A 20,141-nucleotide genomic window follows, 5' to 3' on the forward strand; every position below is an offset into this window, starting at 1 on the left:
TTGGGTAAGGCATAAGGAGGACCGTCGTGGCGTCGCACTGGCTCGTGAAGTCCGAACCGGACACCTATTCCTATGCAGATCTCGAGCGGGACGGGCGCACGACCTGGGACGGGGTGCGCAACTTCGCGGCCGCCTCGCACCTGAAGTCGATGAAGGTCGGCGACCAAGTGTTCTTCTACCACTCCCAGGCGGGCAAGGACGTGGTGGCGATCGCCCAGGTCGCCAAGGAGGCTTTCCCCGACGCCAGCGATCCGACCGGCAAGTTCGTCGCCGTCGAGCTGACCCCCGTGCGCAAGCTGAAGACGTCCGTCACCCTGGCTGACATGAAGGCCAATCCGGCGCTGTCGGACATGGCCATGCTGCGGCAGGGGCGGCTGTCGGTCTCGCCGGTCAGCGACGCCGAGTGGGCGACGATCCTGAAGATGGCGGGGGAGTAGCCCCCGCTCATCTGGCCGATCCTCAGAGCGGCGCGCAGGCCGCCTCGAGCCAGGCGCGGACTTCGGGCTGCTCGATCCGCGGACCGACCACCGCCAGCACGCGGGCGTGATAGGCGTCCATCTGGGCGCGCTCCTGGGGCGAGAGCAGTTCGACCACGATCAGCCGGCGGTCCATCGGCGCCAGGGTCAGGGTCTCGAAGCCCAGCATCTCGCGCTCGCCGCCGGGAATGGCCGACGGCTCGGTGACGAACTGCAGGTTCTCGATCCGGATGCCGTAGGCGCCTTCCTTGTAGTAGCCAGGCTCGTTCGACAGGATCATGCCTGGCCGCAGCGCCACGAAGTTAGGCAGCTTGGAGATCCGCTGCGGGCCTTCGTGCACGCCGAGGTACGAGCCGACGCCGTGGCCGGTGCCGTGGTCGTAGTCGAGGCCGACGTTCCACAGCGGCGCACGGGCCAGGGCGTCCAGAGCCGAGCCGGTGGTGCCGGCCGGGAAGCGGATCGCAGCCAGCGCCAGGTGGCCCTTCAGCACCAGGGTGAAGCGTTCGCGCATTTCCTGGCTGGGCTCGCCGATGGCGACCGTGCGGGTAATGTCGGTGGTGCCGTCGAGGTATTGCGCGCCGGAATCGACCAGCAGCAGCGAGCCCGGTTGGGCCTGCTTGTTGAGCCGCGTAGTCGGCCGATAGTGGACGATGGCGCCGTTCGAGGCCGCCCCGGCGATAGTGTCGAACGACAGGTCCTTCAGCGCGCCGGTGTCCTGGCGGAAGCCTTCCAGCCGGGTGACCACCTCGACCTCGTCGATCGTGCGGCTCTGCCCCTCGGTGGCGACCCAGTGCAGGAAGCGGGTCACGGCGACGCCGTCGCGGGCGTGGGCCTCGCGCGTGCCGGCGATCTCGACCGGGTTCTTGCAGGCCCGGGGCAGGGCGCAGGGGTCCTCGCCGCGCACGACCTCGGCGCCGGCCTGGGCCAGGGTGTCGAAGTACCAGGCCGACGATTGGCCCGGGTCGACCAGCACCCGCTTGCCCTTGAGCTCGCCGAGAGCGGCGGGCAGATCGTCGGGGGTCTCCAGCCGCACCTCGTTACCCAGCCAGGCGCGCAGCTCGGGCGAGACCTTGACCGGATCGAGGAACAGCCGAGCCGTGCCGTCCTGGTTCAGGATCGCCTGGCCGAGCGGCAGGGGCGAGCGGATGACGTCGCCGCCGCGCACGTTGAACAGCCAAGCGATGGACGACGGCGCGGTCAGCACCGTGGCGTCGGCGTTCTTGCCGGCTAGGACCTGGCCGATGCGGTTGCGCTTGGCTGAGGACTCCTCGCCGGCATGTTCCAGCGTATGGGGGACGACCGGCGCGGTCGGCTGGGCTGGGCGCGCGGCGCCCCAGGCCTCGTCCAGCGGATTGGCGGCGACCGGCTTCAGCGCGGCGCCGGCCTTGGCCGCGGCGGCCTTCAGGCGCTCCAAGGCGTCGGGCGAGTGCAGGCGCGGGTCGTAGCCGATCAGCTGGCCCTTGGCGGCCGCGGTCTCGAGATAGGCCGGCACGCCGCCTTCCACGAGATCGCGGATCTCGAAGGTCGCGGCGTCCACCTGGTCGCGGACCTGCAGGGTGTAGCGGCCGTCGACGAAGATCGCGGCCTTGTCGGCCAGGATCACCGCGGCTCCTGCCGAGCCGGTGAAGCCGGTCGCCCAGCCGAGCCGGTCGTTGGCCTCGGGCAGGTATTCGTTCTGGTGTTCGTCCTCGTGGGGCACCAGGAAACCGTCCAGACCTTGCGCCTTCATCACGGCGCGGATCAGGGGGACGTGCTTCGGGCCGAAGGACGGATCGGTGGTTTCATCAAAGGTCTGACGCATGGCGCGAACTTAGTCTCGCGGCAGCCCCTGCGCCACCCTAGGCGGCGGGTTTGCGCAGGGTGAGGAGACAGCCGAGCGCGCCCAGGCAGGCGATGATCAGCACCCACAGCGACATCTGCGGAGAGCGGTCCATCCCGAGGGCGAAGATCAACGGCGCGACGGCTCCGATCAGCCGTGAGGGCACGCTGAGCATTCCCAGCCGACGTCCATAGTTGCGGCTGCCGAACAGCACGAGCGGCAGGGTGCCGCGCACGATCGTGAAGAGGCCGTTGCCCGCGCCGTAGAGGGCGGCGAACGGCGCGGCGGCCAGCGGTCCCAGCACTAGCAGCAGCACCGCGCCGGCGGGAAACATCGACACGGCGACCCGGGCTGAAACCAGCGGATGGATGCGCCGGACCAGGAAGAACTCTCCCAGCCGGGCCGCCACCTGGGCCGGGCCGACCAACATCCCGGCGGCGATGGCGGCCGTGGCGCTCGCCCCCAGTCCGATTAGCAGGGGCGGCAGGTGCGCGGCCATAACCGAGCCGACCCCGGCCATCACCGCCAGCGCCGTGGCCAGCAACGCCATCTTCAGCGCGGCCCCAGGCTCGGGCGTGTCCACGTCTTCCGGAGCGGCATGGGCGGCGCTCGCCGGCTGCGTCGGGCGCGGCAGGGTCCAGTGCAGGGGCAGGGCGATCAGCAGATTGGTCGCCGCCCAGAACAGGGCGGTGGCGCGCCAGCCGTAGGCGCCCTCCATCCAGGCCGACAGCGGCCAAGCGATGGTGCTGGCGAAGCCGGCGATCAGCGTCACCCCGGTGATCGAACGCCGGGCGTCCTGGCCGAACCAGCCAACCAGCCCGGCGAAGGCGATGTCGTACAGGGCCAGCGCCATGCCCGCGCCGAGCACCAGCCAGGCCAACGCCAGCTGAACGCCGTTCTGCGCCGCCGCCATGCCGATGAGGGCCAGAGTCAGCACCAGGCTGCCCAGGGCCAGCGGCCGCCGCGCGCCATGGCGATCCACCGCCCGACCGGCCGCTGGCCCGAGCAGGGCCGAGATCAGCAGGCCGCCGGAGTAAGCGCCGAACACGAAGGCCGTGGAAACGCCCAGCGAGCTCGCCTGGGCCTTGGCCAGGGTGGCGGGCAGATAGCTGGTGCAGCCGTAGCCGATCAGCTGCGTCACGCCCAAGGTCCAGACCGCGCGGCGGGGAGTGATGGCTGGCGCCTGCATGTCCGGCCTCCTTGATCCTGACGCGTAAGGGGAGTCGGCCCGTGCGGCGGCTCAAATAATTTACCCGGATATAATTGACTCGGGCCGCTGGGTCGGGCCATTGGGTCCTTATGGACAAGAGCAACCGTCGTGACGCCGTACGCCAGTACAAGGAACGCAAGGTCCCGGTGGGGATCTTCGCGCTGCGCAGCCTGTCGACCGGCGAGACCTTCGTCGGCGCCTCGCGCAATCTCGACGGCCAGCGCAACTCCTCGCTGTTCTCGTTGCGCCTGGGCAGCCATCGCAACAAGGCCCTGCAGGGCGCCTACAACGCCGCCGGCGGCGAGGCCGGGTTCGAGTTCGTCATCCTCGAACAGTTGCAGGACGAGGAACTCGGCCCGATCGGCCGCGACACCTGGCTGAAGGAACGCGAACGCCACTGGCGCGCCGAGCTTTCCGCCCAGTCGGCGATCTAGACGCGGGACAGGCCGTGGCGCATAACGTCGCTATGCATCGCGCCTGCGCCCTCTCGAATTCGAACGGTCCCTTCGGGGCCGTGCGTCTTCGCGTGGGTTAGACTTCCCAGCGAACGTACGCCGACCCCGCCGCAGACGGCCGGGGTCGATGGCGATGCAAGCGATCTCCTGCCGAGCGGACCAACCCTCGAAAGGAACGCCTCATGGATCCGACGCCCCCCTACAGCCTCCGCACCGCACGCCTGCTGCTGCGTGAGTTCACCCCGGATGATCTCGACGACGTCCATGCCTATGCCTGCGACGACGCGACGGTCCGCTACATGGACTGGGGCCCCAACACGCTGGAGCAGACCAGGGTCTTCCTGCGCGAGGAGATCGATCGCGCGCAGGCGAGCCCGCGCACCCACATCGGCCTGGCGGTGCAGCACCTCGACAGCGGAACGGTGATCGGTTCGATCCGGCTTGGGCTCTGGCCGCACCACAACGCCGATATCGGCTACAGCTTCGGCAGCGGCTGGTGGCGGCGGGGCTACGGCTACGAGGCCGCGCACGCCTTGGCGGCGCATGCATTCGAGGCGCTCGGCGTGCACCGGCTGTGGGCGACCTGCGACACCCGCAACACCGGCTCCTACGCCATCATGGACAAGCTCGGCATGCGCCGTGAGGGCACGATCCGCCAGAACCAGCCGTCACGCGACGGCGGTTGGCGCGACACCTATCTCTACGCCGTCCTGGCGTCGGAATGGCGCGCGCGCGCCGGCTAGGCCGGCCGTCAGGCCCGGCGCAGAACCAGCGTCGCCCAAGCGTCGCGATGAATGCGCCGGTGCAGGCGGAAGCCTTTGGACAGGTAGGCCGCCAGCACGCGGCGTTCCTGGGTGCGCAGCAGGCCTGAGAGGATCGCAAAGCCGCCCGGCTTCAGCGCTGTCTTGATGTCTTGCGACAGGGCCACCAGCGGCGGCGCCAGGATGTTGGCGAACACCAGATCGTAGGGCGCCGCCTTAGCCACCAGCTGGTGGCCAAGGCCCGAGGCGTGGACGAAGCGGGCGGTCGACTTGTTGAGCTTGGCGTTCTCGTTGGAGATCCGAACCGACGGCCCGTCGATGTCGGTGCCGACCGCAAGTTTGCTGCCGGTCAGGGCCGCGGCGATGGCCAGCACGCCGGTGCCGGCGCCGACGTCCAGCACCTTGTCGAAGCGGCGCGACTTGATCAGGTCGTTGTAGGCGATCAGGCAGCCGACAGTGGTGCCATGGTGGCCGGTGCCGAAGGCCGCGCCGGCTTCGATGCGCAGGTTCACGGCATTGGTCGGGGCGCGGCCCTTGTCATGGGCGCCGAACACGAAGAACCGGCCCGCGCGCACCGGCGGCAGGCCCGACAGCGCCATGGCCAACCAGTCGGCGTCGGCGAGCTTCTCGACCACCGTCTTCATGTCGGGGAATTCGGCCAGGGCGGCGACCAGGCCGTCGGCTTCTTCGGTCGTGGTCGGGAAGGCGTCGATCCGCCAGACGTTGCGGTCCTCGTCCTCTTCCAGGATCGAATAGGTCGCCCCTTCCAGCAGCGGATTGGCGTCGATCGCTTCGGCGGCGGCTTCGGCCACGGCGCGCGGGCCGCGGGAGATGATCTGAACGGCGTCTTGGCTCATGCGCGCCGTTTAGAGGCTGGGCGCGCGAAAGGCGAGGGGGCATGGGCGGGTTTCAGTTCCGCGCCGCGCCGTGCCATCATGTCGCATCCAGTGACGAGGTTTCGCCCATGAGCAAGTACAGCCCCCTCTCGGACTTTCTCGCCCAACGCGCCGAGGACGACTGGCGCGCGAGCTTCGCCGAGGTCGAGATGGTGCTGGGCGCCTCCTTGCCGAAGGCGGCCAAGCAGCCGGCTTGGTGGATCGGAACCGACAAGCCGCACCAGAAGGCCTGGCTCGACCACGGCTGGCGCGTGTCGGCGGTCGGCGAAGGCATGGTCTCGCTCAAGCGCGCCGTCGCCCACGAGGTGCAGCCGCCAGCGCTTAAGGCGGCGGCCGAGAACGCCTCGACCCAGGCGCATGTACGCCAGACGGCTGGAATCGCCGCGATCGTCGGCGGGGCGATCGCGGTCGTGGCCGGCCTGGGCGTGCTGTCGGCGAAGCTGCTGAAGGCGCGGGCGCGGAGCTAGGCGGCTCCGACGCCGGCCTTCTGGGTCGCCCGCTCGATCAGGTCGGCGACCGGCTTCCAAAGTCCCCGGGGCAGGTTGTGGCCCATGCCGGGAATGATGTGCAGTTCGGCGCCCGGAATGGTCGCGGCGGTGTCCTCGCCGCCCTGCACCTGCACCAGCGGATCGTCGGCGCCGTGGATCACCACAGTCGGGGCCGCGATGGTCGCCAGCGCCTTGCGTCGGTCGCCGCTGGCGACAATGGCGGCCATCTGGCGCGAAACTCCGACCGGATAGAAGGCGCGCTGATAGTCGGCGAGCAGTTGCGCGCGTTGTTCGACGTCGGCGACCGGATAGCCGGGGCTGCCGATCACCTTGGCGCTGGCCATGCCGTAGTCGAGGAAGGCCTCGAGATCGGCCTTGGGGTCGGGCGCGACGCCGGTCAGGCGCTTGGACGCCTCGGCCGTGGCCGGCGGCACGGCCGGATTGCCGGTCGTTGACATGATCGAGGTCAGGGTCAGCACCCGCTCCGGATGCTCTGCGGCGACCATCTGGGCGATCATTCCGCCCATCGAGGCGCCGACCACGTGCGCGCGCTTGATGTCCAGGGCGTCCAGCAGGCCGACTGCGTCGGCCGCCATGTCCGACACCAGGTAAGGCGCGTTGGGCTTCTCGCCCTTCATCAGCGAGGCGTAGAGTCCGGGCATGTCTGCCGGGCCGAGGTCGTCGAACCTGTGCGACAAGCCGCAGTCGCGGTTGTCATAGGCGACGACCCGATGGCCGTTCGCGGTCAGCAGCTCGATAAAGCCGACCGGCCAGCGGGTCATCTGCGCGCCCAGACCCATGATCAGCAGGATGACGTCGCCGTCGGCCGGACCATGGTCCTCGTAATAGAGCGCAATCCCGTTGGCGGTGATCGTCGGCATGAAGGGGCCCTCCCAGGCGCGTTGTTGGGAGCAACCTGAAGCAGGGCAGGGGCGGCGGCAAGGCCGCCCGCGCCTCAGGCCTTCGTTACGAAGCTGTCGATGACCTTCTTGTCGCCGGCCTTGTCGAAGGCGACCGTCAGCTTGTTGCCATCCACGGACTTTACCTGCCCATAGCCGAACTTCTGGTGGAACACCCGCTGGCCGCGCTTGAAGTCGCTGGCGGCGGAGGATTCAGAGACCACCAGCCGGCCTTCGCCCTCGATCACCGCGCCGCGGCCGGGATGGCTGCCATGGAAGTTCCGTTCCTGGGCGCGCTTCCAGCCGGGGCTGGAATAGCCAGCGCCGAAGGTCGGACTCGCGTCCCAGCGGCTGCCGTGCTGCTGCTGCATGCCGGGCCCGCCGCCGTAGTAGCCGGTCTCGGAGCTGGCCTCGACGTTCTCCAGCGGCAGTTCGTCGACGAAGCGGCTGGGCAGCTGGCTGGTCCAGCGGCCGTAGACCTGGCGGTTTGCGACAAAGGAAATCCGCGCCTCCTCACGGGCGCGGGTAATGCCGACATAGGCTAGCCGCCGTTCCTCCTCGAGGCCCTTCTCGCCCTTCTCGTCCATGCTGCGCTGGGAGGGGAACACCCCTTCCTCCCAGCCCGGCAGGAAGACCAGCGGGAATTCCAGCCCCTTGGCCGAGTGCAGGGTCATGATCTGGACGGCGTCTGCCTGCGGGCCGCGGTCCATGTCCATCACCAGCGACACGTGTTCCAGGTAGCTCTCGAGCGTGTCGAAGGCCTGCATCGACTGGACGAGTTCCTTCAAGTTCTCCAGCCGGGTCTGGGCGGTCGGCGTCTTGTCCAGCCGCAGGGCGTCGGTGTAGCCGCTCTCCTCCAGCACCTGCTCGGTCAGGCGCGAATGGTGGATGGCCTGGGCCTGGCCGCGCCAGCGGTCGAGGTCGCGCAGGAAGTTCGACAGCGCCGTGCGTGTGCGCGCCGCCAGTTCGTCGGTCTGCACGGCCTCGCGCGCGGCCTGCATGACCGGCACGCCGTTCACCCGCGCGATCTGCAGCAGCTTCTGGACCGTGGTGTCGCCGATGCCGCGCTTGGGCACGTTGACGATCCGCTCGAAGGCCAAGTCGTCGTCCGGCGACTGGATCAGTCTGAGGTACGCGTGGGCGTCGCGGATTTCCGCCCGCTCGAAGAACCGCGGGCCGCCGACCACCGTGTAGGGGATCTGCAGCATCACGAAGCGCTCTTCGAAGGCCCGCATCTGGAACGAGGCGCGCACCAGGATGGCGATGTCGCGATAGTTGCGCGGGTCCTTTTCGGTTCCGCCCTTCTTGGCCCGCTCGATCTCCTCGGCGATCAGCCGGCTTTCGGCCTCGCCGTCCCAGACCCCGCGCACCACGACCTTTTCGCCGCCATGCTGCTCGGTCCACAGCGTCTTTCCTAGCCGGCCCTTGTTCGCCCGGATCAGCCCGGAGGCGGCCGCCAGGATGTGGCTGGTCGAGCGGTAATTGCGCTCCAGCCGGATCACCGTCGCGCCGGGGAAGTCGCGCTCGAAGCGCAGGATGTTGTCCACCTCGGCCCCGCGCCAGCCATAGATCGACTGGTCGTCGTCGCCGACGCAGCAGACGTTCTGCCGCTTCTGGGCCAGCAGCCGCAGCCACAGGTACTGGGCGACGTTGGTGTCCTGGTACTCGTCGACCAGCACGTACTTGAAGCGCTCGTGGAAGTCGGCGAGCACGTCCGGATTGGCCATGAAGATGGTCAGGTTGTGCAGCAGCAGGTCGCCGAAGTCGCAGGCGTTCAGCACCCGCATCCGCTCCTGGTAGAGGCTGTACAGCTTCGCCCCCTTGCCGTTGGCGAACTCCATGCCTTCGCCGGCCGGCAGGCGGTCGGGCGTCCAGCCGCGGTTCTTCCAGTGGTCGATCATCCCGGCCAGCGCCTTGGGCGTCCAGCGCTTGGCGTCGACGTTCTCGGCCTCCAGCACCTGCTTGATCAGCCGCTCCTGGTCGTCTGTGTCCAGGATGGTGAAGTTCGACTTCAGGCCGACCAGTTCGGCGTTGCGGCGCAGGATCTGGGCGGCGACCGAGTGGAACGTGCCCAGCCAGCGCAGGCCTTCGGCGGACGGACCGATGATGTGGGTGATGCGCTCGCGCATCTCCTTGGCCGCCTTGTTCGTGAAGGTGACGACCAGCAGCTCCCACGGTTTGGCCCGGCCTGTGGCCAGGATGTGCGCCAGCCGCGTGGTCAGCACCCGCGTCTTGCCGGTGCCCGCGCCGGCCAGCACCAGCACCGGTCCCTCGGTCGCCTCGACTGCGGCGCGCTGTTCGGGGTTCAGGCCGTTCAGGTAGTCGGGACCGCGCACCCGAGCCAGGTCGCTGACACGGGAGACGGGCAGGGCGTCGTCGAACGGGTTGTCGAATGATTCAGGCGAGGACATTGGAACATATGTAGCACACGGCACGCGTGGCTTAAGCCCGGAACCGCTGTCGCCGCCGTTCGTTCTCCACCTCGACCATGAGAGCCAGGGAGGTGACCATGGCCGATCGATCGGGCTCAAGCACGCTGATCTGGCTGGCGATCCTGATCGGGGCGCTGCTCCTGGGCGTCGGCGTCATCGGCTATGCAGTCATTAGCCGTCAGGCCGCGGCCGACCTGCCCAGATCGATCGATGTGGACATCAACGTCCCTCGGCCGCCATCCTTGCCCGACGCGCCGAGGATTCCCGACGCGCCGCTGCCGACCCCGAAATAGACCGTGAGCGACGACGACGTGCCACCGCCCCGCCGCAAACCCATTCCGCTGTTCCTGTGGGCCGTGATCGGCTTCCTGCTGGTTCTGGGTTTCATGTTCGCCATGCGGGCGCTCAGTCCGCATGCCGAGGGCGTGAGCGCGCCGGCGCCCGACCTGGTCCTGCCCGACAGCGCCAAGCCGGCTTCGTCGCCGGACGCCCGCCCCGTCACCTAGCCCGGGCGTAGGCGAGGGCGGCGACCCGGCAGGCCGAGGCCAGCGGCCGCTCGCCCCGGCTTTCATCGATCAGGGCGATCAGCACGGCCAGGGTGACGCGGCGCGCTGAGGCCATCTCGTCCATCACCGCCCAGAACTCCGGCTCCAGCGCCATCGAGGTCGCGTGTCCGGACAGCAGGATCGAACGTTTCTTCAAGGAAGCCATGGGAGGAGTTGTGGCCCAGGCGCCACGTTGCAGCCAAGCATTCCTTTGTTATCTTGCAAAAAGATGACGCCTGCGTCATTTTCAATCCAAACGTTGTTCGCATTGAAGGCTCTCGCCATGGCTATGACCGCCGACGCTCTCGACGCCCCCGCCTACCGCCAGGCCCCGCCCGTGAACGCGCGGCTGCCGAAGCCCAGGCTGCAATGGGGCGCGGCCCTGAAGGCGCTGCGGCGGCTGCTGAACGACAAGGAAGACACCGGCCAGGTGTTCGAGATCATGCGCGCGCTCAACGGCACCTCGACCGCCGCATGCTACCGGCGCCTGCTGACCACCACCCAAGGCGGCCGCATCGCCTATGAGGGCCAGGAGTTCGCTGATCGCCTGATGGACGACGCCTGGCTCGACTCGCTGCCCGCCGGCAGCGTCGGCGCGGCCTATCGCGAGTTCATCCGCTCCGAACAGCTGTCGGCCGAGGGCCTGGCCGAGGTCAGCCGCATTGAGGGCAGCGAGGTCGACATCCAGCATCCCTACGCCTGGATGGGGCGCCGGACCCGCGACGTGCACGACATCTGGCACATCCTGTCGGGCTACCATCGCGACGGCCTGGGCGAGGCGTGCCTGGTCGCGTTCTCCTACGCACAGACCAAGGGCCTGGGCTGGGCGCTGATTGCACTGGGCGCGGCCTCGCGCTCGCGGGGCGCGAACTATCCGTACAACAAGGCGATCTGGCAGGGCTACAAGCGCGGCAAGGCCGCTGCCTGGCTGCTGGGCGAGGACTACGAGCGCCTGATGGCCGAGCCGTTGGACGCCGCCCGCAAGCGTCTCGGCATCACCCCGGCGACGATCTACGAATCCATCCCGGTCGAGGCCCGCGACGACGCGGTGCCGGCCCGGATGTAACTGGTCCAGCGCGCCTATCCGGGGGGACGGCGCGCCGGCGGCGCTGGGGACAGCGCCGGGCGGGTGGGGGAGTGTCGAGCCTCTCCCACCCACGCCCTTGGCCTATTCAGGCTTGTCGAGCTTGGCGCCGTCCAGGGCTTGCTCAGACTTCTGCGACTCGGCGTTCGCCAAATCCTTGTCGGCCTTCGTGCGGCCGAACCTGACGCGGTTCTCCCGCGCCTGTTCGCGGGCGCGGTCGCGGTCACGCGCTTTGCGGGCCTTGTTCAGGTTCACGACGTTGCTCATCGGTCCTCCTGGCTCCCGGCCCTGAAGTGTTGCGCCCGCCGACGATACGCCCTCGGGCGTGCGGTGTCAGGTTGGGCTGTTCTGCCTCGCCATCGCCCGCACGTGATAACGGCGTTCTTTTCTGGGCTCCTATTCGGAGCTAAGGCGTTGATCTCGGCTAGGATCGGATGACGCCGTGGCGGCCAGCTTTCGCGAGAGACTGATAGAGCGGGTGCGCGGGTGGCCGGTCCTGACCTGGCCCGCGATCGTGGCGGCGGTCGGGCTCGTGGCCACCTTGGCCGGGACCTATATGATGGAGCAGGGACGGCAGGCGCGCGAGAGCTTGCGCTTCGACGCTATCGTCGACCAGGCCAACGAGGCCGTCGCCAATCGTCTGGACACCTACATGGCCGTGCTGCGGGCCGGGGCCGGGCTGTTCGCGGCCAGCGAGGACGTCAGCGCCGCCGAGTTCCGCGCCTTCGCCAGACGGGTCGAACTGACGCGCCGCTATCCCGGCATCCAGGGCATCGGCTACACCGTGCGGGCGCCGGCCGGTGGCGAGGCGGCGTTGGCCGCCTACATGCGCGCGGAGGGAGTGCCGGCCGCGCCGTTGCGTCCCTCGGCGGAAGGCGAGCTTTACGCCATCGTCTATTTGGAACCGCTGGATTTCGTGAACCGACGCGCGCTCGGCTTCAACATGTACGCCTTCCCGGTGCGCCGAGAGGCGATGGACCGCGCCCGTGACACCGGCCTGCCAGCCCTCTCGGGTAAGGTCGAGGCGGTTGAGGAGGTCGAGGGCAATCGCCAGGCCGGCTTCCTGATCTACGAACCAGTCTATCATGGCGGAGAAGTCCCTCCCACCGTCGCCGCCCGGCGCGAGCTTCTAATGGGCTTCGTCTACGCGCCGTTTCAGGCCGGCGACCTGTTGGCCAGCGTCCTGCCGGCGGCCAAGAGCGCGGGGCTCGACTACGCGGTCTATGACGGCGCGCCGTCGGTCGCGACCCTGCTTAACCAGTCTCCGGATGCGGCGGCCCAGCGCGGCGGCCTGGTCGCGACCCGCACGCTCGACATCGCCGGGCGGACCTGGACCATCATCTATCGCGCGCGCACCGACTATGACCACGGGGCCGACCGCTGGGTCACGCTGGCCTTCATCGTCGGTGGGCTGTTGGCGACCACGCTGGTCAGCCTGGCGACCTGGCGGCAGGTGAGGGCACGGCTGGCGGCGGAGCGCGAAATCGTGGCGCGCATCGCCGCCGAGGCCCGTCAGAAGCTGCTGCTCGACGAATTGAACCATCGGGTGAAGAACACCCTGGCCACGGTGCAGTCGATCGCCGCCCAGAGCTTGCGGCACGGGTCCGACGTGAACAGCGTGCGCCAGAGTTTCGAGGCCCGGCTCATCGCGCTCTCCCAAGCCCACAACCTGCTGACGCGCGACAACTGGACCGGCGTCAGCCTCGCCGAACTCATCGCCAGCGAGCTCAGTCCGTATGACGGCGACCACGGGGAACGGGTGATCGTCACCGGCGAGGCGGTCTGGTTGCCACCCAACACCGCCGTCGCCCTCGGCATGGCCTTCCACGAGCTGGCGACCAACGCCGTGAAGTATGGGGCGCTGTCCAACCATGACGGCCGTGTGCAGGTCACCTGGACGCTGGCGCCGGGATCCGGTCCGCGCCAGATCCGGATCGTCTGGCGCGAAAGCGGCGGCCCGCCGGTGACGCCGCCGGACCGTCGGGGGTTCGGCACCCGGGTCATCGTCGGCGGGCTGGCGCACCAGCTCGACGGCGTGGTCGACCTCGACTTTGCGCGCGACGGCGTCGTCTGCACGATCGTCTTCACCCTGCCGGCCGCGGGCGCCGAGGAGGACATCCTCGATCTCGGGTCCGCGGCGTAGGCGCGGTCGGCTTTATCTCCTGCCAAGCTGAAACCGGGCGGCCGCCAGCCCGTTCCTGTGCGATCCCAAATCACCCGAGATCAGGAGAACACCATGCATTCCGGCATTCGCGAGCACATGGAAGTCATCGGCTCGGACGGCGGCCATGTCGGCCGAGTCGATCACCTGGTCGGCGACGACATCGAGCTGGCCATGCTCGACCTCGGCTCAGGCCTCAAGCACCACCTCATCCCGCTCTCGTGGGTGGACGATGTGGTGGACGAGAAGGTCCGCCTGAACCTGACGAAGGATGCGGCCAAGGCGGCCTGGCGCGAGAAGCACTAGCGCCTCGCCTCAGAGGCCCCAGCGGAAGACGGCCCGGAGCGATTCGGGCCGTTTTTCTGACCGGGCTCCACAATGTCGGAGCCGCCCCTGCTCAGCTGAGGATCCAACCGGCAAGCAAGGAGGAGAGCTGCACGTTGTCGAGAACGAGCTGATTTCCGTGGCCGAGGTCGATGACTGTGTCCTCGCCCACCTGCGCCAGGGTGTAGGCGGCGCCGGGCTGCAGTTGCCCCCGGTCGTCGTCGGCGGCGCGGAAATCGGTGACGTGATCGACGCCGCTGGTGAACGAAGAGACGTCCGCCCCAGACCGCCGGAGAGGGTGTCGTTCCCCAGATCGCCAGACAGGACGTCCGCGCCGTCTCCACCGTCCAGCCGGTCGTCGTCCTTGCCGCCAAGGAGCACGTCGCTTCCGGCCTCGCCCACAATGGTGTCGGCCCCCGCATTGCCCAGCACGGTGTCGTTTCCGAGATCGCCGAACAGCAGGTCGCCGCCAACGCCCCCCTCCAGCTGGTCGTGATCCTGGCCGCCCAGCATCACGTCGTCGCCCGTCCCGCCGACAAGGCTGTCAGCGCCGGTGTTGCCGATCAGGGTGTCATTCCCGTCGCCCCCAGGCGATGCTGTCGTCGCCACGATCACCAAAGGCCAGGTCGTTCCCGCGGCCGGCGTCCAGGCTATCGTCGCCCTGGCCGCCATAGATCAGGTCCTGGCCGACGCCCACGATGCTGTCGTCGCCGGCGTTGCCCTGCAGCGTGCCGCCGGCGTCACCCCCGTAGACCGTGTCCGCTCCCGCGCCCCCGGCGTAGGTGTGCGGGAGATGGTCGAACCCGCCGCCGCCCAGATCCAGGCGATCGTCGCCGATCCCGCCCTTGCTCGGCGGAGGAGCGGGCGGCTCGGCGTGGTCCCGTCGCTGTCGTAGAGCTTGACGGTGGCGTTCGCCGCTGCGGTTCCCGTGACCGTCGGGGTGGTGTCGTTGGTGATGTCGTCGCCCGGGGCCCCGCTGTCGCTGCCGGAGGCCAGCGCCGGGATCGACGGCGCCGCCGGAGCGGGACGCGTGGTGGCGACGACGATCATGTGGGAGAAGCTGGCTGCGTCGATCCCGTCTACGCCCTGAATGGCGCTCGCGTCGTCGCCGCCCGTGGGGTCGGTGTAGGTGAATTCGACGATGTCGCCGGTATCAGCGGCGTGCTGAGGCTCAGGGTGACCGTCTTGGCGGCGCCGTCGACGGTGACGCCGGTGACCGTGGTCCCCGAGCCGTTGAGCTGGACGCTAAAGGCGTTCGGCGGCGGCGGATTGCCAGCGTCGAGTCCAACATCGAAATACAATGTGACGAACTGCTCGCTGATATAGCCGACGGCGTTCGAATAGCCGGGCTGGCTCACAGTGTATGTTCGCTATGATGGAACAAGATCTGCCCTGACCTACTAAAAGGCGAGGGGAGGGTCGCTTAGACTCTCCGACCGATTAATTGCCTGTTGATTGCGCCCGACGTGCGCCGAGCCGCTGGCCGGGGCTTCGCCCGAACTCTTCAGGCGGGCTTCAGGTCGGCCAGGGTCAGGGCCGCGAAGACCGGAATGTCGAGGCCCTCGATGGCGGGCCGACGATCGCCGCGCCAGACCGCGCACACCACCGCCACCGTGATCGCGCCGGCCTCGTCCAGGCGGGCCTTGGCGTCGCGGACGGCGCCGCCGGTGGAGATCACGTCCTCGACGATGACCACGCGTTTTCCGGTGAGGTCGCCGCCTTCCACCGCCAGGCAGGTGCCGTAGGTTTTGGCCTGCTTGCGCACGAAGGCGGCGGGCATGCCGCTGGCCAGCGACATCGCCGTGGCGATCGGCACGCCGCCCAGTTCAACTCCGGCCAACACTTCGGCGTCGCTTGGAACGAGCGGGACCATGGCGGCGGCGATCCGCGACAGCAGCCGCGGATCGGCCTCGAACCGGTACTTGTCGAAATACTCGCTCGCAGTCGCGCCCGAGCGCAGGACGAAGGTCCCGGTCAGGCGCGCCACGGCGTCGACGTCCGCCGCAAGCGCGCCGCGTGCGGCGGCATCCATCACTTCACGTTCGCGCAGAAGCGCTGGATGCGGGTGCAGGCGTCTTCCAGCACCGCGTTCGAGGTCGCGTAGCTGATGCGGAAGAACGGCGAGAGGCCGAAGGCCGCGCCAAACACCACCGAGACGCCTTCCTGCTCCAGAAGTTCGACGGCGAAGTCCTGGTCGCTGTTGATCACCTTGCCGCTCGGCGAGGTCTTGCCCAGCAGCTTCTCGACCGACGGATAGACGTAGAACGCGCCTTCCGGGGTCGGGCAGGCGATGCCGTTGGCCTGGTTCAGCATCGAAACGACCAAGTCGCGGCGGGCCTCGAACAGCTTGGCGTTCGGCTTGATGAACTCCTGCGTGCCGTTCAGCGCCTCGACGGCGGCCCATTGCGAGATGGAGGCCGGGTTCGAGGTCGTCTGGCTCATCACCTTGGCCATCGATTTGATCAGCGCCTCGGGGCCGGCCGCATAGCCGATCCGCCAGCCGGTCATGGCGTAGGCCTTGCTGACCCCGTTCATGGTCAGGGTGCGGTCATAGAGCGCCGGCTCGACCTGGGCGATGGTCCAGAACTGGAAGTCGCCGAACACCAGGTGCTCGTACATGTCATCGGTCAGGATCCACACGTGCGGATGGCGCAGCAGCACGTCGGCGATGCCGCGCAGCTCCTCCTTGGTGTAGGCCGCGCCCGATGGGTTCGACGGCGAATTCAGGAACACCCACTTGGTCTTCGGCGTGATCGCCGCTTCCAGGTCGGCGGGCTGCAGCTTGAAGCCGGTGGCGTCCGAAGTCGCCACGGCCTTGGGCGTGCCGCCGGCCAGCAGCACGATGTCCCAGTAGCTGACCCAGTACGGCGTCGGGATGATCACCTCGTCGCCGGGATTCAGCGTCGAGAGCATGGCGTTCCAGATCACCGGCTTGCCGCCGGGCGAGACGTTCACCTGGCTGGTCTTGTAGGTGAGGCCGTTCTCGCGCTGGAACTTGGCGACGATGGCTTCCTTCAGTTCGGGAATGCCGTCGACGTTGGTGTACTTGGTCTTGCCCTCGCGGATCGCCTTGATGGCGGCTTCCTTGATGTTGTCGGGCGTGTCGAAGTCGGGCTCGCCCGCCGCCAGCGAAATCACGTCGCGGCCCTGCGCTTTCAGTTCCCGGGCTTTCGCATCCGCCGCCAGGGTGGCGGACGGCTTAACGCGGGCGAGCGCGGAGGATTCGAGCGACATGGCGGGCAGACTCCCGGAGCAGGTTGAATGGAACGCGCGCGGTTTAGCCGAAGGCCGCGCAAAGGCAAAGCAGAGCGTGCGCTGCAGGTGAGGATGGCGATCGAATGCGAGGCCGTCGCGGCGGGGCTAAGCGCATCGAAATATCAAGAATGCAAAATTGTTCATGATTTGTTCGATTTCGTAGCGATCGACGATATCGTGAGCGTGCCAGCATGGAGAGAAGTCGTGACGCGATTTTTCAGCAGTGGGTCTAGTGGAGCGACTGGGGCGGCGAATGGTGATGCCGTGCCCGGACAGTTTGATGTTGCGTTAAACGGGCCTCAAAAGGCGATTGTCAGAAGTGCGTTAAAGGCGAGCGGAGCCGAGGGCGCTGTGCGGGGCACGCTTCAGAGCATCGCAGGGCCCGAATTCAGTTCGCGCGGGCTTCGGATGCTGGAGGAGCCGGTTCTCGACGCCGCGACGTGGAACGAGGCGGGACGCATGGACAATTGAGGGCGGGCGGGCGTCGAGCAGAAACTGGCTGGACCGCGGCCCCTGCTGCTAAGCTTCAACCATGGTTGAGGAACAAGCGCGGTTGCGCCTAGCCGAACCGGCCGACGCTGAGGCGATCGGTGCGCTGACCCGCGAGGCCTATGCGAAATGGGTTCCGCTGATCGGCCGCGAGCCGCTGCCGATGACGATCAACTACGCTCAGGCGCTGGCGACGCATCGCTTCGACCTGCTGCATGTGGGCGAGGACCTGGCGGCGCTGATCGAGACCGTTGCGGATGGAGATCAGCTGCTGGTCGTCAACGTCGCCGTGCGGCCAGCCCTCCAGGGGCGCGGCCTGGGCGTGCGGCTGATGGCGCTGGCCGAGCAGATCGCCGCCGACGCCGGGCTTTCGGGTGTGCGGCTCTACACCAACCAGCGGTTCGCGGCGAACATCGCCCTCTACACGTCGCTCGGTTACCGGATCGACCGCGAGGAGGCGCTGAACGGCGGCGTCGCCGTGCACATGTCCAAGCGCGTCGACCATCCAGGGGCGATCGCCGCCGCCATCGCCTGCGTCGAAGCCTTCACCGAGCGCTTCAACGCTGGCGACGCGGCCGGCATGGACGCCCTGCTGCATTTCCCCCACGTGATCCTCGACGGCGCGCGGCTGATCGTCTGGAAGACCCCCGGCCAACTGCCGGAAGGCTACTTCGACGGCCTGGCCGCCGCCGGCTGGCGGCGCAGCACCTATCATGACAAGCGCGTGGTGCTGTCGAGCCCGAACAAGGTGCACCTGCTGGTCGACTATTCGCGCGACGGCGAGGGCGGGGCGGTGCTCAGCCGACACGCCAACCTCTGGATTGTCACCTTTGAGGATGGCCGTTGGGGCGTGAAGCAGCGCTCCTACTAGGGGCCGCCCCTTGCGCGGGGCCAGGTGTCCGGCCAACATTTGCAATTGCAGGGCGTGGGAAATCGCATTGCGAGGCGTGGCGGGGGCGCGCCTGGCTGGAGAACAGCTGTGCTCAATTCCGTATTGTCTGTTTTGCCGGGCCTGTTGGCGGCCGCGGCCCTGGTGCTTGTCCCGGCGGCGGCCAACGCCTGCACGCGGGTGGTGTACCTCGGCGCCAACAACGACGTGATCACCGCCCGGTCGATGGACTGGAAGGTCGATGTCCAGACCAACCTCTACGTTTTCCCGCGGGGCATGAGCCATGACGGCCAGGCGGGACCCAACTCCATCAAATGGACCTCGAAGTACGGCAGCGTCGTGGCCACCGGCTACGACGTCTCCACGACCGACGGCATGAACGAGGCCGGGCTGTCCGTGAACCTGCTCTGGCTGGTGGAGTCGGAGTACCCGGCCTTCGGCAAGGGTTCGAAGCCCGGCCTGACCATCGCCGCCTGGGGCCAGTATGTGCTCGACAACTTCGCCACCGTCGCAGAGGCGGTCGCTGTGCTGGAAAAGGAGCCGTTCACCGTCGTCACCGACAAGGTGCCTGGCGAGGATCGGCTGACGACGCTGCACCTGTCGATGTCGGACGCCAGCGGCGACAGCGCCATCGTCGAGTACATCGGCGGAAAACAGGTGATCCACCACGACCGCAAATACCAGGTGATGACCAACTCACCGACCTTCGACGAGCAGCTGGCGCTCAACGCCTACTGGCGGCAGATCGGCGGCACGGTGATGCTGCCCGGCACCAATCGCGCGTCCGACCGCTTCGCCCGCGCCTCGTTCTACGTGAACGCCATACCCAAGAGCGAAGACCCAGTAGAGGCGCTGGCCAGCATGTTCAGCGTGATCCGCAACGCCTCGGTGCCCTACGGCATCACGACGCCGGACCAGCCGAACATCTCCTCGACCCGCTGGCGCACCGTCGCCGACCACAAGCGCAAGCTCTACTTCTTCGAATCCGCCCTGACGCCCAACACCTTCTGGGTGGATCTGAACAAGCTCGATTTCTCGCGTGAGACCGGCAAGGTGAAGCGCCTCGACCTCGGCAAGGACCAGCGCAACGTCTATGCGGGCGAGGTCTCGGCCCAGTTCAAGGAGGCGCCGCCGTTCAAGTTTCTCGGCTTGCCGTAAGCCCTAGAAGTCCATGCTTAGGCCGACGACTGGCCCCTGCTGGGTGACGTCCCATCGGAAGGTCTGGCCGGTGAAGTCGCCGGTTTCGTAGGACTGGTAGAGCACCCGGTAGCCGGCCCGCAGCATGGCGGGCCGACTCAGCAGGTGCATGCGATAGCCGACGAAGGCCTGGGCGTTGGCGCTGCGCCTGTCGTCGATGTCGAAGCCGCCGACGTCGGCCTCGCCCGACAGGTTCCAGCGGTCGGTCAGGTCGAGGCTGGATCGCACGCCGACGAACGGCTCGGTCCAGTCGGCCTTCTTCGAAGTCGAGAAGCCCAACACCTCGACATTGGCCTTGAGCTTGGTCCAGCGCGCCCCGACCATCGGCTCGACGACGAACCGGCGGGGCTCGCCGGTCACGGTGTCGCCGCCCTGTGGAGAATCGTAGATGCGATAGAATACGCCCGCCATGGCGTTGACCTTGGTGATCCCGAGGGCCAGCTCCTGTGACAGGAGTTCCTCGTCCTGGCTGGTCTTCACGTACTGGCCGTCGAGATAGAGGCCCCAGCGGCCGCGCATGATCTCGACCTCGCCGAGCGCGGCCAGGTCCAGATGCTCCAACGCCTCGGAGAACGGAATGTCGATGTGGGTACGCTGCCCGGCCAGGGCCGCCTTGCCGTCGAGGGAACTCGCCCAGACATAGGGACTGATCGTCAGGCTCCAGCCGTCCTCGGCCTGCGCGGAAGTCGCCGCTGCGCAGAGCAGGATGAGAGCGCCCGCGTTTGCAGCCGTCGAGCGTCGCGTCATGGCGGCTTTCCCCC

General features: G+C 68.2%; 25 protein-coding genes. 14 read left to right on the top strand and 11 right to left on the bottom strand.

Going from position 1 to position 20,141, the window contains the following annotated elements; translation table 11 throughout:
• The first annotated feature begins 26 nt into the window (after positions 1–26).
• A complete protein-coding gene (locus O4N75_RS09320; protein WP_269629074.1) occupies positions 27–437 on the top strand; it encodes an EVE domain-containing protein in 411 nt (136 codons plus the stop codon).
• A 22-nt stretch (positions 438–459) separates the two neighbouring features.
• On the opposite strand, the gene O4N75_RS09325 is transcribed toward O4N75_RS09320, so the two are convergent.
• Together O4N75_RS09325 and O4N75_RS09330 are read right to left on the bottom strand one after the other, a co-directional pair.
• The gene (locus O4N75_RS09325; protein ID WP_269629075.1) at positions 460–2,277 is read right to left on the bottom strand and encodes an aminopeptidase P family protein; all 1,818 of its coding nucleotides are present in this window, start codon (positions 2,275–2,277) and stop codon (positions 460–462) included.
• 37 nt (positions 2,278–2,314) lie between these two features.
• Positions 2,315–3,484: an MFS transporter gene (locus O4N75_RS09330; protein WP_269629076.1), complete on the bottom strand. Its 1,170-nt coding sequence runs from the start codon at positions 3,482–3,484 to the stop codon at positions 2,315–2,317.
• A gap of 110 nt (positions 3,485–3,594) precedes the next feature.
• Between O4N75_RS09330 and O4N75_RS09335 the strand changes: the two genes are divergently transcribed.
• On the top strand, positions 3,595–3,939 hold the full coding sequence (locus O4N75_RS09335; RefSeq protein WP_269629077.1) for a GIY-YIG nuclease family protein: 345 nt from the start codon (positions 3,595–3,597) through the stop codon (positions 3,937–3,939).
• Positions 3,940–4,142: 203 nt separating this feature from the next.
• Complete coding sequence (locus O4N75_RS09340) at positions 4,143–4,703, top strand: GNAT family protein (RefSeq protein ID WP_269629078.1); 561 nt, start codon at positions 4,143–4,145, stop codon at positions 4,701–4,703.
• Between the two features lie 8 nt (positions 4,704–4,711).
• On the opposite strand, the gene O4N75_RS09345 is transcribed toward O4N75_RS09340, so the two are convergent.
• Entirely contained in the window at positions 4,712–5,578 is an 867-nt protein-coding gene (locus tag O4N75_RS09345) for a 50S ribosomal protein L11 methyltransferase (RefSeq protein ID WP_269629079.1), read from the bottom strand.
• Positions 5,579–5,685: 107 nt separating this feature from the next.
• On the opposite strand from O4N75_RS09345, the gene O4N75_RS09350 reads away from it, so the two are divergent.
• On the top strand, positions 5,686–6,084 hold the full coding sequence (locus O4N75_RS09350; RefSeq protein WP_269629080.1) for a hypothetical protein: 399 nt from the start codon (positions 5,686–5,688) through the stop codon (positions 6,082–6,084).
• Here the strand turns inward: O4N75_RS09350 and O4N75_RS09355 are convergent.
• Positions 6,081–6,986: an alpha/beta hydrolase gene (locus tag O4N75_RS09355; RefSeq protein WP_269629081.1), complete on the bottom strand. Its 906-nt coding sequence runs from the start codon at positions 6,984–6,986 to the stop codon at positions 6,081–6,083. The genes O4N75_RS09350 and O4N75_RS09355 overlap by 4 nt on opposite strands.
• Positions 6,987–7,060: 74 nt before the next feature.
• Positions 7,061–9,415, bottom strand: coding sequence for a DUF3553 domain-containing protein (locus O4N75_RS09360; RefSeq protein ID WP_269629083.1), 2,355 nt, complete (start codon positions 9,413–9,415; stop codon positions 7,061–7,063).
• A gap of 98 nt (positions 9,416–9,513) precedes the next feature.
• Here O4N75_RS09360 and O4N75_RS09365 point away from each other — a divergent pair, with 98 nt between their 5' ends.
• Together O4N75_RS09365 and O4N75_RS09370 are read left to right on the top strand one after the other, a co-directional pair.
• On the top strand, positions 9,514–9,729 hold the full coding sequence (locus O4N75_RS09365) for a hypothetical protein (protein WP_269629084.1): 216 nt from the start codon (positions 9,514–9,516) through the stop codon (positions 9,727–9,729).
• A 3-nt stretch (positions 9,730–9,732) separates the two neighbouring features.
• Entirely contained in the window at positions 9,733–9,942 is a 210-nt protein-coding gene (locus O4N75_RS09370; RefSeq protein ID WP_269629085.1) for a hypothetical protein, read from the top strand.
• On the opposite strand, the gene O4N75_RS09375 is transcribed toward O4N75_RS09370, so the two are convergent.
• Complete coding sequence (locus O4N75_RS09375; protein ID WP_269629086.1) at positions 9,935–10,147, bottom strand: ribbon-helix-helix domain-containing protein; 213 nt, start codon at positions 10,145–10,147, stop codon at positions 9,935–9,937. The two genes, O4N75_RS09370 and O4N75_RS09375, sit on opposite strands and share 8 nt — an antisense overlap.
• A gap of 117 nt (positions 10,148–10,264) precedes the next feature.
• Between O4N75_RS09375 and O4N75_RS09380 the strand changes: the two genes are divergently transcribed.
• Positions 10,265–11,047 carry a Coq4 family protein gene (locus tag O4N75_RS09380; RefSeq protein WP_269629087.1) on the top strand — a complete coding sequence of 261 codons (783 nt, stop codon included), beginning with the start codon at positions 10,265–10,267 and terminating at the stop codon, positions 11,045–11,047.
• 102 nt (positions 11,048–11,149) lie between these two features.
• Here the strand turns inward: O4N75_RS09380 and O4N75_RS09385 are convergent, their stop codons facing one another.
• Entirely contained in the window at positions 11,150–11,332 is a 183-nt protein-coding gene (locus O4N75_RS09385; RefSeq protein WP_269629088.1) for a DUF4169 family protein, read from the bottom strand.
• 175 nt (positions 11,333–11,507) lie between these two features.
• Between O4N75_RS09385 and O4N75_RS09390 the strand changes: the two genes are divergently transcribed.
• The 4 genes from O4N75_RS09390 (at position 11,508) to O4N75_RS09405 (ending at position 14,640) form a co-directional block, all read left to right on the top strand.
• On the top strand, positions 11,508–13,208 hold the full coding sequence (locus tag O4N75_RS09390; RefSeq protein WP_269629089.1) for a CHASE domain-containing protein: 1,701 nt from the start codon (positions 11,508–11,510) through the stop codon (positions 13,206–13,208).
• A 93-nt stretch (positions 13,209–13,301) separates the two neighbouring features.
• Positions 13,302–13,532 carry a DUF2171 domain-containing protein gene (locus tag O4N75_RS09395; RefSeq protein WP_269629090.1) on the top strand — a complete coding sequence of 77 codons (231 nt, stop codon included), beginning with the start codon at positions 13,302–13,304 and terminating at the stop codon, positions 13,530–13,532.
• Between the two features lie 571 nt (positions 13,533–14,103).
• A complete protein-coding gene (locus tag O4N75_RS09400) occupies positions 14,104–14,445 on the top strand; it encodes a hypothetical protein (protein ID WP_269629091.1) in 342 nt (113 codons plus the stop codon).
• Between the two features lie 9 nt (positions 14,446–14,454).
• Complete coding sequence (locus O4N75_RS09405; protein WP_269629092.1) at positions 14,455–14,640, top strand: hypothetical protein; 186 nt, start codon at positions 14,455–14,457, stop codon at positions 14,638–14,640.
• Here the strand turns inward: O4N75_RS09405 and O4N75_RS09410 are convergent.
• The 3 genes from O4N75_RS09410 to O4N75_RS09420 all read right to left on the bottom strand — a co-directional run bounded on the left by O4N75_RS09410 (position 14,630) and on the right by O4N75_RS09420 (position 16,784).
• Entirely contained in the window at positions 14,630–14,908 is a 279-nt protein-coding gene (locus O4N75_RS09410) for a SwmB domain-containing protein (protein ID WP_269629093.1), read from the bottom strand. The two genes, O4N75_RS09405 and O4N75_RS09410, sit on opposite strands and share 11 nt — an antisense overlap.
• A 146-nt stretch (positions 14,909–15,054) precedes the next feature.
• Positions 15,055–15,582, bottom strand: a complete 528-nt coding sequence (gene pyrE / locus O4N75_RS09415) for an orotate phosphoribosyltransferase (protein ID WP_269629094.1) — start codon at positions 15,580–15,582, stop codon at positions 15,055–15,057.
• Positions 15,582–16,784, bottom strand: coding sequence for a pyridoxal phosphate-dependent aminotransferase (locus tag O4N75_RS09420; RefSeq protein ID WP_267233121.1), 1,203 nt, complete (start codon positions 16,782–16,784; stop codon positions 15,582–15,584). Before O4N75_RS09420 ends, pyrE begins: the two co-directional genes overlap by 1 nt.
• 93 nt (positions 16,785–16,877) lie before the next feature.
• Here O4N75_RS09420 and O4N75_RS09425 point away from each other — a divergent pair, with 93 nt between their 5' ends.
• The 3 genes from O4N75_RS09425 (at position 16,878) to O4N75_RS09435 (ending at position 19,341) form a co-directional block, all read left to right on the top strand.
• Positions 16,878–17,276 carry a hypothetical protein gene (locus O4N75_RS09425; protein ID WP_269629095.1) on the top strand — a complete coding sequence of 133 codons (399 nt, stop codon included), beginning with the start codon at positions 16,878–16,880 and terminating at the stop codon, positions 17,274–17,276.
• Between the two features lie 61 nt (positions 17,277–17,337).
• Positions 17,338–18,165, top strand: a complete 828-nt coding sequence (locus O4N75_RS09430; protein ID WP_269629096.1) for a GNAT family N-acetyltransferase — start codon at positions 17,338–17,340, stop codon at positions 18,163–18,165.
• A 108-nt stretch (positions 18,166–18,273) separates the two neighbouring features.
• Complete coding sequence (locus tag O4N75_RS09435; protein WP_269629097.1) at positions 18,274–19,341, top strand: linear amide C-N hydrolase; 1,068 nt, start codon at positions 18,274–18,276, stop codon at positions 19,339–19,341.
• A 3-nt stretch (positions 19,342–19,344) separates the two neighbouring features.
• On the opposite strand, the gene O4N75_RS09440 is transcribed toward O4N75_RS09435, so the two are convergent.
• Positions 19,345–20,127, bottom strand: a complete 783-nt coding sequence (locus O4N75_RS09440) for a hypothetical protein (protein ID WP_269629098.1) — start codon at positions 20,125–20,127, stop codon at positions 19,345–19,347.
• Between the last annotated feature and the right edge of the window lie 14 nt (positions 20,128–20,141).

This window comes from Phenylobacterium sp. NIBR 498073 (genome assembly GCF_027286305.1).
Taxonomy (GTDB): Bacteria; Pseudomonadota; Alphaproteobacteria; order Caulobacterales; family Caulobacteraceae; genus Phenylobacterium.